Origin of the sequence: Streptomyces sp. GESEQ-35 (genome assembly GCF_017948485.1) — a bacterium.
Classification (GTDB): domain Bacteria; phylum Actinomycetota; class Actinomycetes; order Streptomycetales; family Streptomycetaceae; genus Streptomyces.
The window spans coordinates 186,794-200,257 of sequence record NZ_JAFFSX010000005.1 but is presented as its reverse complement, the minus strand read 5'-3'; the positions used below and the strand labels follow the sequence as shown (position 1 = coordinate 200,257).

Annotated in this window: 13 protein-coding genes; 8 read left to right on the top strand and 5 right to left on the bottom strand. The window is 70.7% G+C overall.

Translation table 11 applies throughout. The features are described 5' to 3' along the window. The first annotated feature begins 135 nt into the window (after positions 1-135). Positions 136-777 carry a TetR family transcriptional regulator gene (locus KCH87_RS12530; RefSeq protein ID WP_210586086.1) on the top strand — a complete coding sequence of 214 codons (642 nt, stop codon included), beginning with the start codon at positions 136-138 and terminating at the stop codon, positions 775-777. Between the two features lie 55 nt (positions 778-832). Here KCH87_RS12530 and def read toward each other — a convergent pair whose 3' ends face one another. Next, positions 833-1,387, bottom strand: a complete 555-nt coding sequence (def, locus tag KCH87_RS12525) for a peptide deformylase (protein ID WP_210586085.1) — start codon at positions 1,385-1,387, stop codon at positions 833-835. Positions 1,388-1,498: 111 nt separating this feature from the next. On the opposite strand from def, the gene KCH87_RS12520 reads away from it, so the two are divergent. The 7 genes from KCH87_RS12520 to KCH87_RS12490 all read left to right on the top strand — a co-directional run bounded on the left by KCH87_RS12520 (position 1,499) and on the right by KCH87_RS12490 (position 9,287). Next, on the top strand, positions 1,499-2,737 hold the full coding sequence (locus KCH87_RS12520) for a MurT ligase domain-containing protein (protein WP_210586084.1): 1,239 nt from the start codon (positions 1,499-1,501) through the stop codon (positions 2,735-2,737). A gap of 16 nt (positions 2,738-2,753) precedes the next feature. Continuing rightward, on the top strand, positions 2,754-3,482 hold the full coding sequence (locus KCH87_RS12515; RefSeq protein WP_210586083.1) for a type 1 glutamine amidotransferase: 729 nt from the start codon (positions 2,754-2,756) through the stop codon (positions 3,480-3,482). A gap of 190 nt (positions 3,483-3,672) precedes the next feature. Beyond that, positions 3,673-4,698, top strand: coding sequence for a 6-phosphofructokinase (locus tag KCH87_RS12510; protein ID WP_210586082.1), 1,026 nt, complete (start codon positions 3,673-3,675; stop codon positions 4,696-4,698). 113 nt (positions 4,699-4,811) lie between these two features. Next, positions 4,812-5,762, top strand: a complete 951-nt coding sequence (locus KCH87_RS12505) for a cytochrome c oxidase assembly protein (protein ID WP_210586081.1) — start codon at positions 4,812-4,814, stop codon at positions 5,760-5,762. 175 nt (positions 5,763-5,937) lie between these two features. Next, a complete protein-coding gene (locus KCH87_RS12500) occupies positions 5,938-7,257 on the top strand; it encodes a DUF6777 domain-containing protein (protein WP_308298818.1) in 1,320 nt (439 codons plus the stop codon). Between the two features lie 28 nt (positions 7,258-7,285). Then, positions 7,286-9,103, top strand: a complete 1,818-nt coding sequence (locus KCH87_RS12495) for a serine/threonine-protein kinase (protein ID WP_210586079.1) — start codon at positions 7,286-7,288, stop codon at positions 9,101-9,103. A gap of 13 nt (positions 9,104-9,116) precedes the next feature. After that, positions 9,117-9,287 carry a hypothetical protein gene (locus KCH87_RS12490; RefSeq protein ID WP_210586078.1) on the top strand — a complete coding sequence of 57 codons (171 nt, stop codon included), beginning with the start codon at positions 9,117-9,119 and terminating at the stop codon, positions 9,285-9,287. A 3-nt stretch (positions 9,288-9,290) separates the two neighbouring features. On the opposite strand, the gene KCH87_RS12485 is transcribed toward KCH87_RS12490, so the two are convergent. The 4 genes from KCH87_RS12485 to KCH87_RS12470 all read right to left on the bottom strand — a co-directional run bounded on the left by KCH87_RS12485 (position 9,291) and on the right by KCH87_RS12470 (position 13,439). Continuing rightward, on the bottom strand, positions 9,291-10,496 hold the full coding sequence (locus tag KCH87_RS12485) for a sensor histidine kinase (RefSeq protein WP_210586077.1): 1,206 nt from the start codon (positions 10,494-10,496) through the stop codon (positions 9,291-9,293). Positions 10,497-10,602: 106 nt separating this feature from the next. After that, a complete protein-coding gene (locus KCH87_RS12480; RefSeq protein WP_210586076.1) occupies positions 10,603-12,315 on the bottom strand; it encodes a cation acetate symporter in 1,713 nt (570 codons plus the stop codon). Between the two features lie 12 nt (positions 12,316-12,327). Next, the gene (locus KCH87_RS12475; protein WP_210586310.1) at positions 12,328-12,687 is read right to left on the bottom strand and encodes a hypothetical protein; all 360 of its coding nucleotides are present in this window, start codon (positions 12,685-12,687) and stop codon (positions 12,328-12,330) included. Positions 12,688-12,689: 2 nt separating this feature from the next. Then, positions 12,690-13,439 carry a LytTR family DNA-binding domain-containing protein gene (locus KCH87_RS12470; protein WP_210586075.1) on the bottom strand — a complete coding sequence of 250 codons (750 nt, stop codon included), beginning with the start codon at positions 13,437-13,439 and terminating at the stop codon, positions 12,690-12,692. Positions 13,440-13,464 lie beyond the last annotated feature (25 nt).

The following is a 13,464-nucleotide window of genomic DNA, read 5'->3' as shown; positions in this document are numbered from 1 at the left end:
TTGCGGTAACCGCAGTCTGTTACCGACGGGTAGGAAAAGTCAACTCCTGATGACTGCTCGGCAGCCAGTTCGATGTCAGGAGCAACTGAAGTGTTATTTTGCGCAGGCGTCACCGATTCAGCAGGGGGATACCACATGGACACCACGCAGCGGACCGAACAACAGCGGTCGGCCGACCGGCGCCGGCGCGAGCTGCTCGAAGCCGCGGACAGAGTGGTGCTCCGCGACGGCCCGCAGGCCTCGATGAACGCGATCGCCGCGGAGGCGGGCATCACCAAGCCGATCCTCTACCGGCACTTCGGCGACAAGGGCGGGCTTTACGCCGCCCTTGCCAAACGGCATACCGATGCGCTGCTGAATTCCCTGCGGGCCGCGTTGGATGCCCCGGCGGACCGACGGGAGCGGGTCGAGAACACGCTCGACACGTATCTGGCGGCGATCGAGGCACGTCCCCAGGTGTACCGGTTCCTGATGCATCCGTCCGAGGGGTCGTCGAGCGACCACGGGTTCAATGTCGGCGTTCAGTCGGGGCCGCTGCTTCGGCGGATGGGCGAGGAGTTGGCCCAGGTCATCGAGGATCGGTTGGATCTCGGGCCGGGGAGTCAGCAGCTGGCTCGGGTGTGGGGGCATGGGATCGTCGGGATGATGCACGCGGCCGGGGATTGGTGGCTGGGGGAACGGCCGTGTACTCGGGCCGAGTTGGTGCGGAGTTTGGCTGATCTGTTGTGGGGACGACTGGCTGCCGCCGGGGACAAGGTGGGGGGGCCGGGGTTCTGACGGTTGTTTGCCGTCTGCGGGTACGTCGTGGCTTGTCGCGCAGTTCCCCGCGCCCCTAGGTACGTGCCCGGGGCCTGCGCCAAGAGGCTCGGGCCACTTGCCTCATGAGTCGGCGGTGGCGCCAACCTCTCAGGTGGTCCGAGTACACCTTGCCCTCCAAGTGGTCGCACTCATGCTGTAGGCACCGTGCGAAGAAACCCGTGCCATGCACGGTCACCGGCTCGCCCGTCACCGTGAAGCCCTCGACCACCGCGTGGTCGTAGCGTTCCGTCCCCGCCTCCAGACCCGGCAGGGACAGGCAGCCCTCCGGGCCGCGGATCACCACCCCGTCCGCCTCCACCAGCCGCGGGTTCACGATGTGTCCCAGATGCCGAATCTCCTCGTCGTCGGGGCAGTCGTAGACGAACACCCGCAGGGACTCCCCCACCTGGTTCGCGGCCAGCCCCACCCCCTGTGCCGCGTACATCGTCGCGAACAAGTCGTCGACGAGTGCGGCCAGTTCGGGGCCGAAGTCGGTGACCTCCCGGCAGGGGCCGTGCAGGACCGCTTCGCCGAGCAGATTGAGGGGCCGGACGCGCCCGCGCGCGCCCGGAATGGAGCCGTTACGCATGGCCGCAAGGGTACGGCGATTCGGGAGTGCGAATGGATCTCGATAGGCTGGCCATCACCACGTTGCCGTCAGGCAGAGGCGCGGCGCGTACGCAAGGAGGATCGGGAACTGATGTCAGGCAACTCGGACCCGCTCACGCCGCGGGCCAAGCTCGCCGTGACCGCGGGCAAGGCGGTCGCGGCGGCGTCGCGCGCCGCCGGGCGCGGCAGCGGTTCGGTCATCGGCGGCCGGGTGGCCCTCAAACTCGACCCCGACCTCCTCGCGCGGCTCGCCCAGCACCTGGACGTGATCCTGGTGTCGGCGACCAACGGCAAGACCACGACGACCCGGCTGATCGCCGAGGCCCTGCGCGCCGCGGGTCCGGTCGTCTCGAACGCGCTCGGTGCCAACATGCCCGCCGGCATCACCTCCGCGCTGGCCGGTGGCTCCGACGCGCGGTACGGCGTGATCGAGGTCGACGAGAAGTACCTCGCCGGGGTGGCCCGGGACACCGACCCGAAGTGCATCGCCCTGCTCAACCTCTCCCGCGACCAGCTCGACCGCGCCGCCGAGACCCGGATGCTCGCCGAGAACTGGCGGGAGGGACTCGCCGGCTCGAAGGCCGTGATCGTCGCCAACGCCGACGACCCGCTCGTGGTGTGGGCCGCGTCCTCCTCGCCCAACGTGATCTGGGTCGCCGCCGGGCAGATGTGGAAGGACGACGCCTGGTCCTGCCCGTCCTGCGGTGGTGTGATGCAGCGGCCGGGTGACGACTGGTTCTGCGGCGAGTGCGGTTTCCGGCGGCCCACGCCCACCTGGGCGCTGTCGGGCGACCATGTGCTCGACCCGCACGGCTCCGCCTGGCCGATCCACCTCCAGCTGCCGGGCCGTGCCAACAAGGCCAACGCCGCCTCCTCGGCCGCCGTCGCCGCCGTGTTCGGGGTGCCGCCGCAGGTCGCGCTGGAGCGTATGTACCAGGTGCAGGCCGTGGCCGGACGCTATGACATCGTGCAGTTCCAGCAGCGTGATCTGCGGCTGCTGCTCGCGAAGAACCCGGCCGGCTGGCTCGAGACGTTCAGCCTGATCGATCCGCCGCCGACTCCGGTGATCCTCTCCGTGAACGCGCGCGGCGCCGACGGCACCGACACCTCCTGGCTGTGGGACGTCGACTACACGCGGCTGACCGGCCACCCGATCTGCGTCATCGGCGACCGCAAGCTGGACCTCGCGGTGCGTCTCGAGGTCGCCGACCAGCACTTCCAGGTCTGCGAGAACCTCGACCAGGCCGTGCAGATGAGCCCGCCGGGCCGCATCGAGGTCATCGCGAACTACACCGCCTTCCAGGATCTGCGCCGCCGCGTCGGCAACTGACACACAGGGGACTTTTGTGAGCGACAACAGCCTGCGGGTCGTCTGGGTCTATCCCGACCTGCTCAGCACGTACGGCGACCAGGGCAACGTCCTCGTCGTGGAGCGCCGGGCCCGGCAGCGCGGCCTCGACGTGGCCCGTCTGGACGTCCGCAGCGACCAGCCGATCCCGACGTCCGGCGACATCTATCTGATCGGCGGCGGCGAGGACCGGCCGCAGCGGCTCGCGGCCGAACGCCTGCGCCGGGACGGCGGGCTGCACCGCGCCGCCGGCAACGGCGCGATCCTGTTCTCGGTGTGCGCGGGCTACCAGATCCTCGGCCATGAGTTCATCAACGACCTCGGCCAGCGCGAGCCCGGCCTCGGGCTGCTGGATGTGGTGTCCGTGCGCGGTGAGGGCGAGCGGTGCGTCGGCGACGTACTCGCCGACATCGACCCGCGCCTGGGTCTGCCGCAGCTGACCGGCTTCGAGAACCACCAGGGCGTCACCCACCTCGGCCCCACCGCCCGCCCTCTCGCCCAGGTGCACCTCGGCAAGGGCAACGGCACCGGCGACGGCACGGAGGGCGCGTACAACGACACGGTGTTCGGTACGTACATGCACGGCCCGGTGCTGGCCCGGAACCCGCAGATCGCCGACCTGCTGCTGAAGCTGGCGCTCGATGTGAACGCGCTGCCGCCGACCGACGACCGGTGGTACGAGTCGCTGCGCACCGAGCGCATCTCGGCCGCGCAGCAGCCCGCCTGACCTCGGTGTACACCTGCTCTCCAGCCAGGCTTTACCAGCCCGTCTGACGATGTGTCCGCACAGGTGAGCGGGGTCGTCCAGCAGGCGGACGCACGGTTCGGCCCCGCCCCTTCCTGCCGCTAGGGTGGCGGGGATCGAGCCGGACAACGTGGTCCGGTCCCCGGCCCACGTTGAGAAGGTATTTCGGGCTATGCGCATTGGTGTCCTCACGTCCGGCGGCGACTGCCCCGGCCTGAACGCCGTCATCCGGTCCGTCGTGCACCGCGCCGTCGTCGACCACGGCGACGAGGTCATCGGTTTCCGGGACGGCTGGAAGGGCCTCCTGGAGTGCGACTACCTCAAGCTCGACCTCGACGCGGTCAGCGGCATCCTGGCTCGCGGCGGCACGATCCTCGGTTCCTCCCGTGTCCAGCCGTCCCATCTGCGGGACGGTGTGGAGCGGGCGAAGGGCCATCTCGCGGAGCTCGGCCTCGACGCCATCATCCCGATCGGCGGCGAGGGCACGCTCAAGGCGGCCCGGCTCATGTCGGACAGTGGCCTGCCCGTGGTGGGCGTGCCGAAGACCATCGACAACGACATCGCGGTCACGGACGTCACCTTCGGCTTCGACACGGCCGTGGGCGTGGCGACCGAAGCGCTGGACCGCCTCAAGACGACCGCCGAGTCCCACCAGCGGGTGCTGGTGGTCGAGGTCATGGGCCGTCACACCGGCTGGATCGCGCTCCACTCCGGCATGGCGGCCGGCGCACACGCCATCGTCGTACCGGAACGGCCCTTCGACATCGAGGAGTTGGCCAAGGTCGTCGGGGAGCGGTTCGAGGCCGGGAAGCGGTTCGCGATCGTCGTGGCGGCGGAGGGGGCCAAGCCGATGCCGGGCTCCATGGCCTTCGACGAGGGCGGCAAGGACATCTACGGCCATGAGCGCTTCGCCGGGATCGCCCGTCAGCTGTCGATCGAGCTGGAGGAGCGGCTGGGCAAGGAGGCGCGGCCGGTGATCCTCGGGCATGTGCAGCGTGGGGGGACGCCGACCGCGTACGACCGGGTTCTCGCCACTCGGTTCGGGTGGCATGCGGTGGAGGCTGTGCACCGTGGGGAGTTCGGGAAGATGACGGCACTTCGGGGGACCGACATTGTGATGGTGTCGTTGGCGAAGGCCGTGGAGACGCTGAAGACGGTTCCCGCGGAGCGCTACGAAGAAGCCGAATGCGTGCTCTAGATCGAGTCGTGCGGAACTGAAGAGTCTGCCCCCGGCCGCAGCTGCGGCCGGGGGCGGTTCTAGTCTGTGTGCGGACAGACACGCACAACCCCCACGAATCAGGAGCCGCCGGAATGGATCACAGCGGGCACGGCATGACCATGGATCTGCCGCCGTTCACGCTGGGGCGGGGTCTTCAGTGGTCGGCCGACCCGTTCTTCCTTGTCGCCTGTCTGGTGGGGCTCGCGCTGTACGCGTACGGCGTCGTGCGGCTGCGGCGGCGTGGGGATGCCTGGCCGGTGGGGCGGACCGTCGCCTATGTCGTCGGTGTGCTGACCATCGCGCTCGTGATGTGCACCAAGCTGAACGACTACGGCATGGTGATGTTCAGCGTGCACATGGTGCAGCACATGGTGATCAGCATGTTGTCGCCGATTCTCATTCTGCTCGGCGCGCCGATCACGTTGGCGTTGCGGGTGCTGCCCGTTGCCGGCAAGGGGCGCAGGGGGCCGCGCGAGCTGCTGCTGGCGGTGCTGCACAGCAGGTACATGCGGATCATCACGCACCCGGCCTTCACCATCCCGCTGTTCATCGCGAGCCTGTACGCGCTGTACTTCACGCCGCTCTTCGATTTCCTGATGGGGTCCAAGACGGGGCACATCGCGATGATGGTGCACTTCCTCGCCGTGGGTGTCGTCTTCTTCTGGCCGATCATCGGCATCGACCCGGGACCGCATCGGCCCGGCTATCTGATGCGGATGCTGGAGCTGTTCGCGGGCATGCCGTTCCACGCGTTCTTCGGTATCGCGTTGATGATGGCGTCCGAGCCGATGGTCGAGACGTTCAAGAACCCGCCCGCCTCGCTCGGTATCGACGCGCTCGCCGACCAGAACGCGGCCGGCGGGATCGCCTGGGCGTTCAGCGAGATCCCGTCGGTGCTGGTGCTGCTCGCCTTGTTGTTCCAGTGGCATGCGAGCGAGCAGCGGCAGGCGCGGCGCACGGACCGGGCGGCCGACCGGGACGGCGACAAGGAACTCGAGGCGTACAACGCCTATTTGGCCTCACTGAACGCACGAGGACACTGAACGGCTTTTCCATTCAGTAGCATGAAACGCGTTGGGGGAACCGCCGGGGGGAGCGGTGATGACATTTCGCGCGTTGATGCAAAGGGTGGGGAAATCGGTGGTCCGGAGGATCGCCGTCCTGCTGGTTTTCGTTCTGGCGTTGAGTGCGTGCGACAGAGACGCACAATTGTTCGTGGTGAAGGCGGTGGCCGCGGGAGTTCCGTCCCTCGCCCCCTTCTTCGACGAGAACGGCGGGCTGGGACAAGACGCCCGGATCCGCTCGCAGTCCGCCCGTGGCAGTCTCCAGCAGGGGGACACACCCGGCCTGTACGGGGGATCCAAACAGCCGACGATCTGTGATGTCGAGAAGCTTGAGCGCTTCCTCACCGATCCCGCGAACGAGCGGAAGGCTCAGGCGTGGGCGCGTGTTCTGGACATCACCACGGACGGGATTCCGGCCTATCTGGACCGGCTCACACCTGTTCTGTTACGTCACGACACTCTCGTGAAGAACCACGATTACAAGAAGGGGAATGCCGTCCCCTTCGACTCACTGCTCCAGGCCGGCATCGCGGTTCTCGTCGACCGGCAGGGACAGCCCACCGTGAAGTGCAGTTGCGGAAATCCGCTACGTCCGTTCGAAGGTGACACCGGCCGGATTTCCGTCGAGTTCGAGGACGGCAACAAGGAGTGGGCCGGATTCGACCGTGGCTCCGTCGTGGCCGTACGGCCGGCACCGCGCGCCCTGGATCGGATCGCCCTCGTCGACGTCGAGAATGCCGACCGGGGCATCAACCGGCCGGTCGGCACGACGGGTGGGCAGGACCGGGCCTTCGACACCCGGGAGCGGCGGGCGGTACCGAACGTCGCCGGGACGACGTTCGGCGACGCGAGCCGGCGGCTGGCCGACAAGGGGCTGGCGGTCGCCTTCGACGGGAAAGGGCTGCCGCCGGACGGTGCGCGGGTCACGGCGTCGGATCCGCCCGCGGGGACGGAGCTCAGGTTCGGGGAGTACGTGATGCTGAGCGTGGCCGGGGGTGATTCGGGAGGTTCCGGCGGATCAGGTGGGTCCGGAGGTTCGACCACTCCCCCGGACCCTGGGTCCTCCCGGCCGACCGACGGACCTGGCAGTAAGCCGCCCTCGTCGTCACCGCCCCCATCCAGTACGACGCCCGGCTCTCCGGCGCCTCCGTCGAGCCCGCCGCCCAGTTCCAAGCCGCCGGTCACGAGCACACCACCGCCCGCCGATCCACCGAGCACCCCGCCGCCGCCCGTGACGAGTTCGCCCCCTGTGACGACCAGCGCGCCTCCCCCGGAGACCAGCAGCGCACCTCCCCCGGTGACGTCCAGCGCGCCCCCGCCCAGCACCCCGGCCACCAGCAGCGCGCCCGCCACCAGCGAACCGGCGACGAGCGAACCCACGAGCAGCCCCCCGGTCACCAGCACCGCCACGACCAGCACCGCGGCAGGCAGCGCCCCGGTGACCGCCGCGCCCGTCTCCAGCGTCACCACGTAGCACCCCCGCAGAACCCGGGAGTCAGCGGATGCCTTCAGGATCACCGACGTCGGGAGTGGGCCGGGTCGTCGCCGGCCGCTATCTGCTGCTGAATCAGCTCGGCAGCGGCGGTATGGGCCATGTGTGGCTCGCCCACGACCAGAGACTCGCCTGTGAGGTCGCGCTCAAGGAGATCGTGTTCCGCGACGAGGCCGAGGCGGGGCACGAGCGGGAGGCCCGGGTGGCACGCGCCCGCGCGGAGGCACGGCACGCGGCCGGACTGCGCGGCCATCCCCATGTGGTGACCGTGCACGATGTGCTGGAGCACGACGGGCTGCCGTGGATCGTGATGGAGTACGTGCCCGGCGCGGTGGACCTGCGCGACCTGGTCACCCAGCGCGGCCCGCTGGGGCCCGCGGAGTGCGCCCGGATCGGGCTCGGGGTGCTGGACGCGCTGACCGCCGGACACGAGCGGGGCGTCATGCACCGGGACGTGAAACCGGCGAACATCCTGCTGGCGCCGGACCGCACCGGGTCGCCGTACGGCCGGATCCTGCTCACCGACTACGGCATCTCCGTGCAGCCGGACGCGGGCGAGACGCGGTACACGCTGACGTCCGTGCTGGTCGGTACGGCGGGCTATCTGGCGCCGGAGCGGGCCACGGGCGGGCCGCCCACGGCGGCCGCCGACCTGTTCTCGCTGGGCTGCACGCTCTATCAGGCGGTGGAGGGCCTGGGGCCCTTCGAGCGGGAGTCGCATCTCGCGCAGATCACCGCGGTGGTCACCGAGGAGCCGCGTCCCCTGGTGCGCGCAGGTGCGCTGGGGCCGGTGATCGAGGCGATGCTCGTCAAGGATCCGGGGCAGCGGATCTCCGCGGCCGAGGCGGAAGCGGCGCTGTCACGGATCGTCACGCCACCGGCGGAGCCGTATGCGCGGACGCAGACCGATATCGGCTCGCAGCCGCCCTGGGCCGCCATGACAGAACCTCCTCCACCACCACAGGGGTTCGGGCCCGTGGTCGTCGGGCCCGGCAGGCGTCGGCGTACCCGCCCCAACGCCCTCCGGGCCGCCGTCGCCTGTCTGCTCGGGCTGGCACTCGCGGGAGGCGGCGTCTGGTACGCCATGGCCCAGCAGACGAGCAGCGACGACGGGGCCGAGCAGCCGTACGGAGAGGCCGTCGGGCTCGCCGAGCCGCTCCGGGACGGTGACTGTGTGGTCGCCGCATGGCCGGGGGCGGCCCCGTTCCAGGGCACGCCGCGGCTGAACCTGGACGCCACCTGCCGTGACAAGGCGCCGGACGGGCAGGTGATGGCGTTCGTCGGGACCGCGTCCGCGGACGAGGCGGCCGCCGAGGGGGCGGTCCGCTGCGAGGAGCGGACGCAGGAGATCCGCGGGACGCTCGCGGACGTCCGCAGTCTCGCCGTCGTGCCGACCGAGGCGGGTTTCGAGGCCGCCGGGCGACGGACCGCCTGTCTGGTGCTGGGCGCGCAGGGGCCGGTGTACGGGCCGCTCGGCGAGCACCGCAAGGTCGGGACGGCGTTCGCGGACACGGCGACGATGCAGAAGCGGGACTGTCTGGACGTACCGTCGAACCGGGCCGCCCGGCTGGTCTCCTGCGGCGGCCCGCACGACGAGATGGTGCTCGGATTCACCCGGCTGGGCGCCGACGTCACGCTGACCGAGGCGCGCACCGAGTCGGACGCGGCGTGCGCGCGGGACGTGCCGCCACGCGACTACGGCTTCGATCCTTCGGTGTATCTGGCGGGCTCCTGGACGAGCGCGGGGCCCTGGAAGTCGGGCACACATTTCGTCGTGTGCACCGTGCGGAGGCAGAACGGGGGCACCATGGAGGGGGACGGACCATGAGGAGGGTGTTGCGATGCCCGGTTCTTCGGACGGATCGACCAAGGCGATGGGGGTGCTCACGGTCGGCGGACTGGTCGTGGTGACCGCCTATACGGTGGCGCTCGGCAGCAGTGGCTGGCTGTGGTTCGGCTGGGTCGTGCTGGGCTTGATCACCCTGGGGATGATCGTCACCAAGCCCACCTGAGTGTCACCCGCCGGTCAGCCGGCTCGCCGAGTGCACGCCCGGCTGGTACTTCGGCAGCCGGGCGGTGACCTTCATGCCAGCTCCTGCGGCGGTCTCGATGACCAGGCCGTAGTCGTCGCCGTACACCTGGCGCAGCCGGTCGTCGACGTTGGACAGCCCGATGCCGCCTGACGGGCTGACCTCGCCGGCGAGGATGCGGCGCAGGGCGACGGGGTCCATGCCGGCGCCGTCGTCCTCGATGACGACCAGCGCCTCGGCTCCGGCGTCCTGTGCGGTGATGCTGATGTGGCACTTGTCCGCCTTCCCTTCGAGACCGTGCTTGACGGCGTTCTCGACGAGCGGCTGGAGGCAGAGGAAGGGCAGGGCGACCGGCAGCACCTCGGGGGCGATCTGGAGTGTGACGGAGAGGCGGTCGCCGAAGCGTGCCCGGACGAGCGCCAAGTAGTGGTCGATGGCGTGCAGTTCGTCGGCGAGGGTGGTGAAGTCGCCGTGCCTGCGGAACGAGTAGCGGGTGAAGTCGGCGAACTCCAGGAGCAGTTCGCGGGCGCGCTCGGGGTCGGTGCGGACGAACGAGGCGATCACCGCGAGCGAGTTGAAGATGAAGTGCGGGGATATCTGGGCGCGCAACGCCTTGATCTCGGCCTCGATCAGGCGGGTTCGGGACTGGTCCAGATCGGCCAGCTCCAGTTGGACGGAGACCCAGCGGGCGACCTCGCCCGCGGCCCGCACGAGCACCGCCGATTCGCGGGGTGCGCAGGCGACGAGCGCTCCGTGTACCCGGTCGTCGACGGTGAGCGGGGCGACGACGGCCCAGCGGACCGGGCAGTCGGGCGCGTCGCAGGCCAGCGGAAAGGCCTCGCCCCGGCCGGACACCAGTGGTCCGGCGAGGCGGTCCATGATCTCCGTACGGTGGTGGCTGCCCACCCCGTCCCAGGCCAGCACCTCCTTCTGGTCCGTCAGGCACAGCGCGTCCGTGCCGAGCAGTGAGCGCAGCCGGCGGGCGGACCTGCGGGCGGTCTCCTCGGTCAGGCCGGCGCGCAGCGGGGGCGCGGCGAGGGATGCGGTGTGCAGGGTCTGGAAGGTGGCGTGCTCGACGGGGGTGCCGAGGCCGCCGAGGCTCTCGGGGCGTGCGGTGCGGCGGCCGAGCCAGAATCCGGCGGCCAGCAGCGGGAGGATCGCCACGCACAGGCCGGCGATGAATCCGCTCATGCGCTCAGCTCCGCTGGAAGGGCCGTCATACGCCGTCGGCCGGCCGCGGCATCGTCGTGGCTGGTCGCGCAGTTCCCCGCGCCCCTTCGGGGCGCTGCCGAACCGCTCATGCCTTCACCTCCGTGCGCAGCTCCTCCGGCAGATGGAACCGGGCCAGGATCGCCGCCGTCCCGGCCGGTACCCGACTCGGCGTGGCCAGGGACACCAGCACCATGGTGAGGAAGCCCAGCGGCACCGACCAGAGGGCGGGCCAGGCGAGCAGGGCGTGGAATGCTCCGCTGCCCGGGAAGCCCGCCATGGTCGCGGCGACGGCGACCAGCGCGGAGCCGCCGCCCACCAGCATTCCGGCGGCGGCGCCGGGTGGGGTCAGCCGCCGCCACCAGATACCGAGGACGAGCAGCGGGCAGAACGACGACGCGGACACGGCGAAGGCCAGCCCGACGGCGTCGGCGACCGGCAGCCCGCCCACGAGGACGCTGGCGGCCAGGGGTACGGCCATCGCGAGGACCGTGCCGAGCCTGAAGTGCCGTACGCCGCGGGACGGGAGGACGTCCTGGGTGAGCACGCCGGCCACGGCCATGGTCAGTCCCGAGGCCGTCGACAGGAACGCGGCGAAGGCTCCCCCGGCGACCAGCGCGCCGAGCAGGTCGCCGCCGAGGCCGCCGATCACGCGGTCGGGCAGAAGGAGCACGGCGGCGTCCGCGTCGCCGGTGAGGGTGAGTTCGGGGGCGTACAGGCGGCCCAGGGCGCCGTAGACCGGGGGCAGCAGGTAGAACGCGCCGATCAGGCCCAGGACGGCGACGGTGGTGCGGCGGGCGGCGACTCCGTGCGGGCTGGTGTAGAAGCGCACGACGACGTGCGGCAGGCCCATGGTGCCCAGGAAGGTGGCGAGGATCAGGCCGTACGTCGCGTACAGCGGGCGTTCGCCGCGGCTCTCGGCCTGCGAGGGTGACAGGCTGCCGTCGCGGGCGCGGTCGGCCTCGGGGACGGGGGCGCCCTTGGCGAAGGTCAGCCGGGTGCCGGCGTCGATGTGGTGGGTGCCTGCGGGGAGCCGCAGTTCGGTGTCCTCGTGTGCGCGGCCGTCGACGGTGCCGCTCACCGTCACGGTCAGCGGCCGGTCGAGTTCGAGGTCGAGGCTGTCGTCGACGCGGACGACTCGCTGCTCGCGGAAGGTGGCCGGTTCCTCGAAGGCACGGGTCGGTGCTCCGTCACCCTGCCAGGCGAGGACCAGGAAGAGGGCGGGGACGAGCAGGGCGGTGAGCTTGAGCCAGTACTGGAAGGCCTGCACGAAGGTGATGCTGCGCATGCCGCCGGCGGCGACGATCGCCACCACGACGACCGCGACGATCAGTCCGCCGAGCGAGTCGGGCGCCCCGGTCAGAACGGTCAACGTCAGCCCGGCGCCCTGGAGTTGCGGCAGCAGGTAGAGCCAGCCGACGCCCACGACGAAGGCCCCGGCGAGCCGCCGTACCGCCTGGGAGGCGAGGCGGGCCTCGGCGAAGTCGGGCAGCGTGTACGCGCCGGAGCGGCGCAGCGGGGCGGCGACGAAGATCAGCAGCACCAGATAGCCCGCCGTGTAGCCGACGGGATACCAGAGCATGTCGGGGCCCTGGACCAGGACCAGGCCCGCGATGCCCAGGAAGGAGGCGGCGGAGAGGTACTCGCCACTGATGGCGGCCGCGTTGAGGCGTGGGCCGACGGTGCGGGAGGCGACGTAGAAGTCGGAGGTGGTGCGGGAGATGCGCAGGCCGAACGCGCCGACGAGGACCGTCGCCATGACGACCAGGGCGACGGCGGGTACGGCGTAGCTGTAGTTCATGGATCTGCGGCCTCAGCGGTCTTCGACGAGGCGCACGAAGTCCCGCTCGTTGCGCTCGGCACGCCGCACGTACCAGCGGGCGAGCAGGACGAGGGGGGCGTAGAGGCCGAAGCCGAGGACCGCCCACTCCAGGCCGCGGGCGTCCGGCATGGCGGCGAACAGCAGGGGCAGCGGGCCGACGAGCAGGCCGAGGACCGCGAACACGGCGAGGGCGGCGCGGAGTTGGGTGCGCATCAGGGAGCGGACGTAGGTGTGGCCGAGGGTGGTCTGCTCGTCGATCTCGGTGCGGGGGCGGTAGTAGCCCGAGACGCGGCGAGCGCGGCGGGGCGGGCCGGTGACGACGACGCGGCGTTCGGCGGGGTTCTGGGGCACCGTCACGGCCTCCTCATCAGCAGGTCCCGCAGTTCGCGGGTGTGGCGTCGGCTGACCTGGAGTTCCTCGGAGCCGACCATGACGCTCACGGTGCCCGCGTCCAGGCGGAGCTCGCCGATGTGGCGCAGGGCGACGAGATGGCGGCGGTGGATGCGGACGAAGCCGCGGGAGCGCCAGCGCTCCTCCAGGGTGGACAGCGGGATGCGGACGAGGTGGCTGCCCTTGTCGGTGTGCAGCCTGGCGTAGTCGCCCTGGGCCTCGACGTGGGTGATGTCCTCGACGGCGACGAAACGGGTCACGCCGCCGAGCTCGACGGGTATGTGGTCGGGGTCGGGCTCGCTCACGGGTATGCGGGGCGCGCTGTCGCGGAGTTCGGCGGCCCGGCGGACGGCTTCGGCAAGGCGCTCCTTGCGGACGGGTTTGAGTACGTAGTCGACGGCCTTGAGGTCGAAGGCCTGCACGGCGAAGTCCTCGTGGGCGGTGACGAACACGACGAGCGGCGGCCGGGCGAAGCCGGTGAGCAGCCGGGCCAGGTCGAGTCCGTCGAGGCCGGGCATGTTGATGTCGAGGAAGACGACGTCGATGGCCTCCGGACCGTGCGGGCCCGACTCCAGCGCCCGGTTGATGCGGCGCAGCGCCTCGGTCGCGTCGCTCGCACCCTCCGCACTGCCGATCCGGGGATCCGCGTGCAGGAGGTAGAGCAGCTCCTCCAGCGAGGGGCGTTCGTCGTCGACGGCGAGGGCGCGCAGCATGAACCCGGAGTCTAGGAGCAATTCG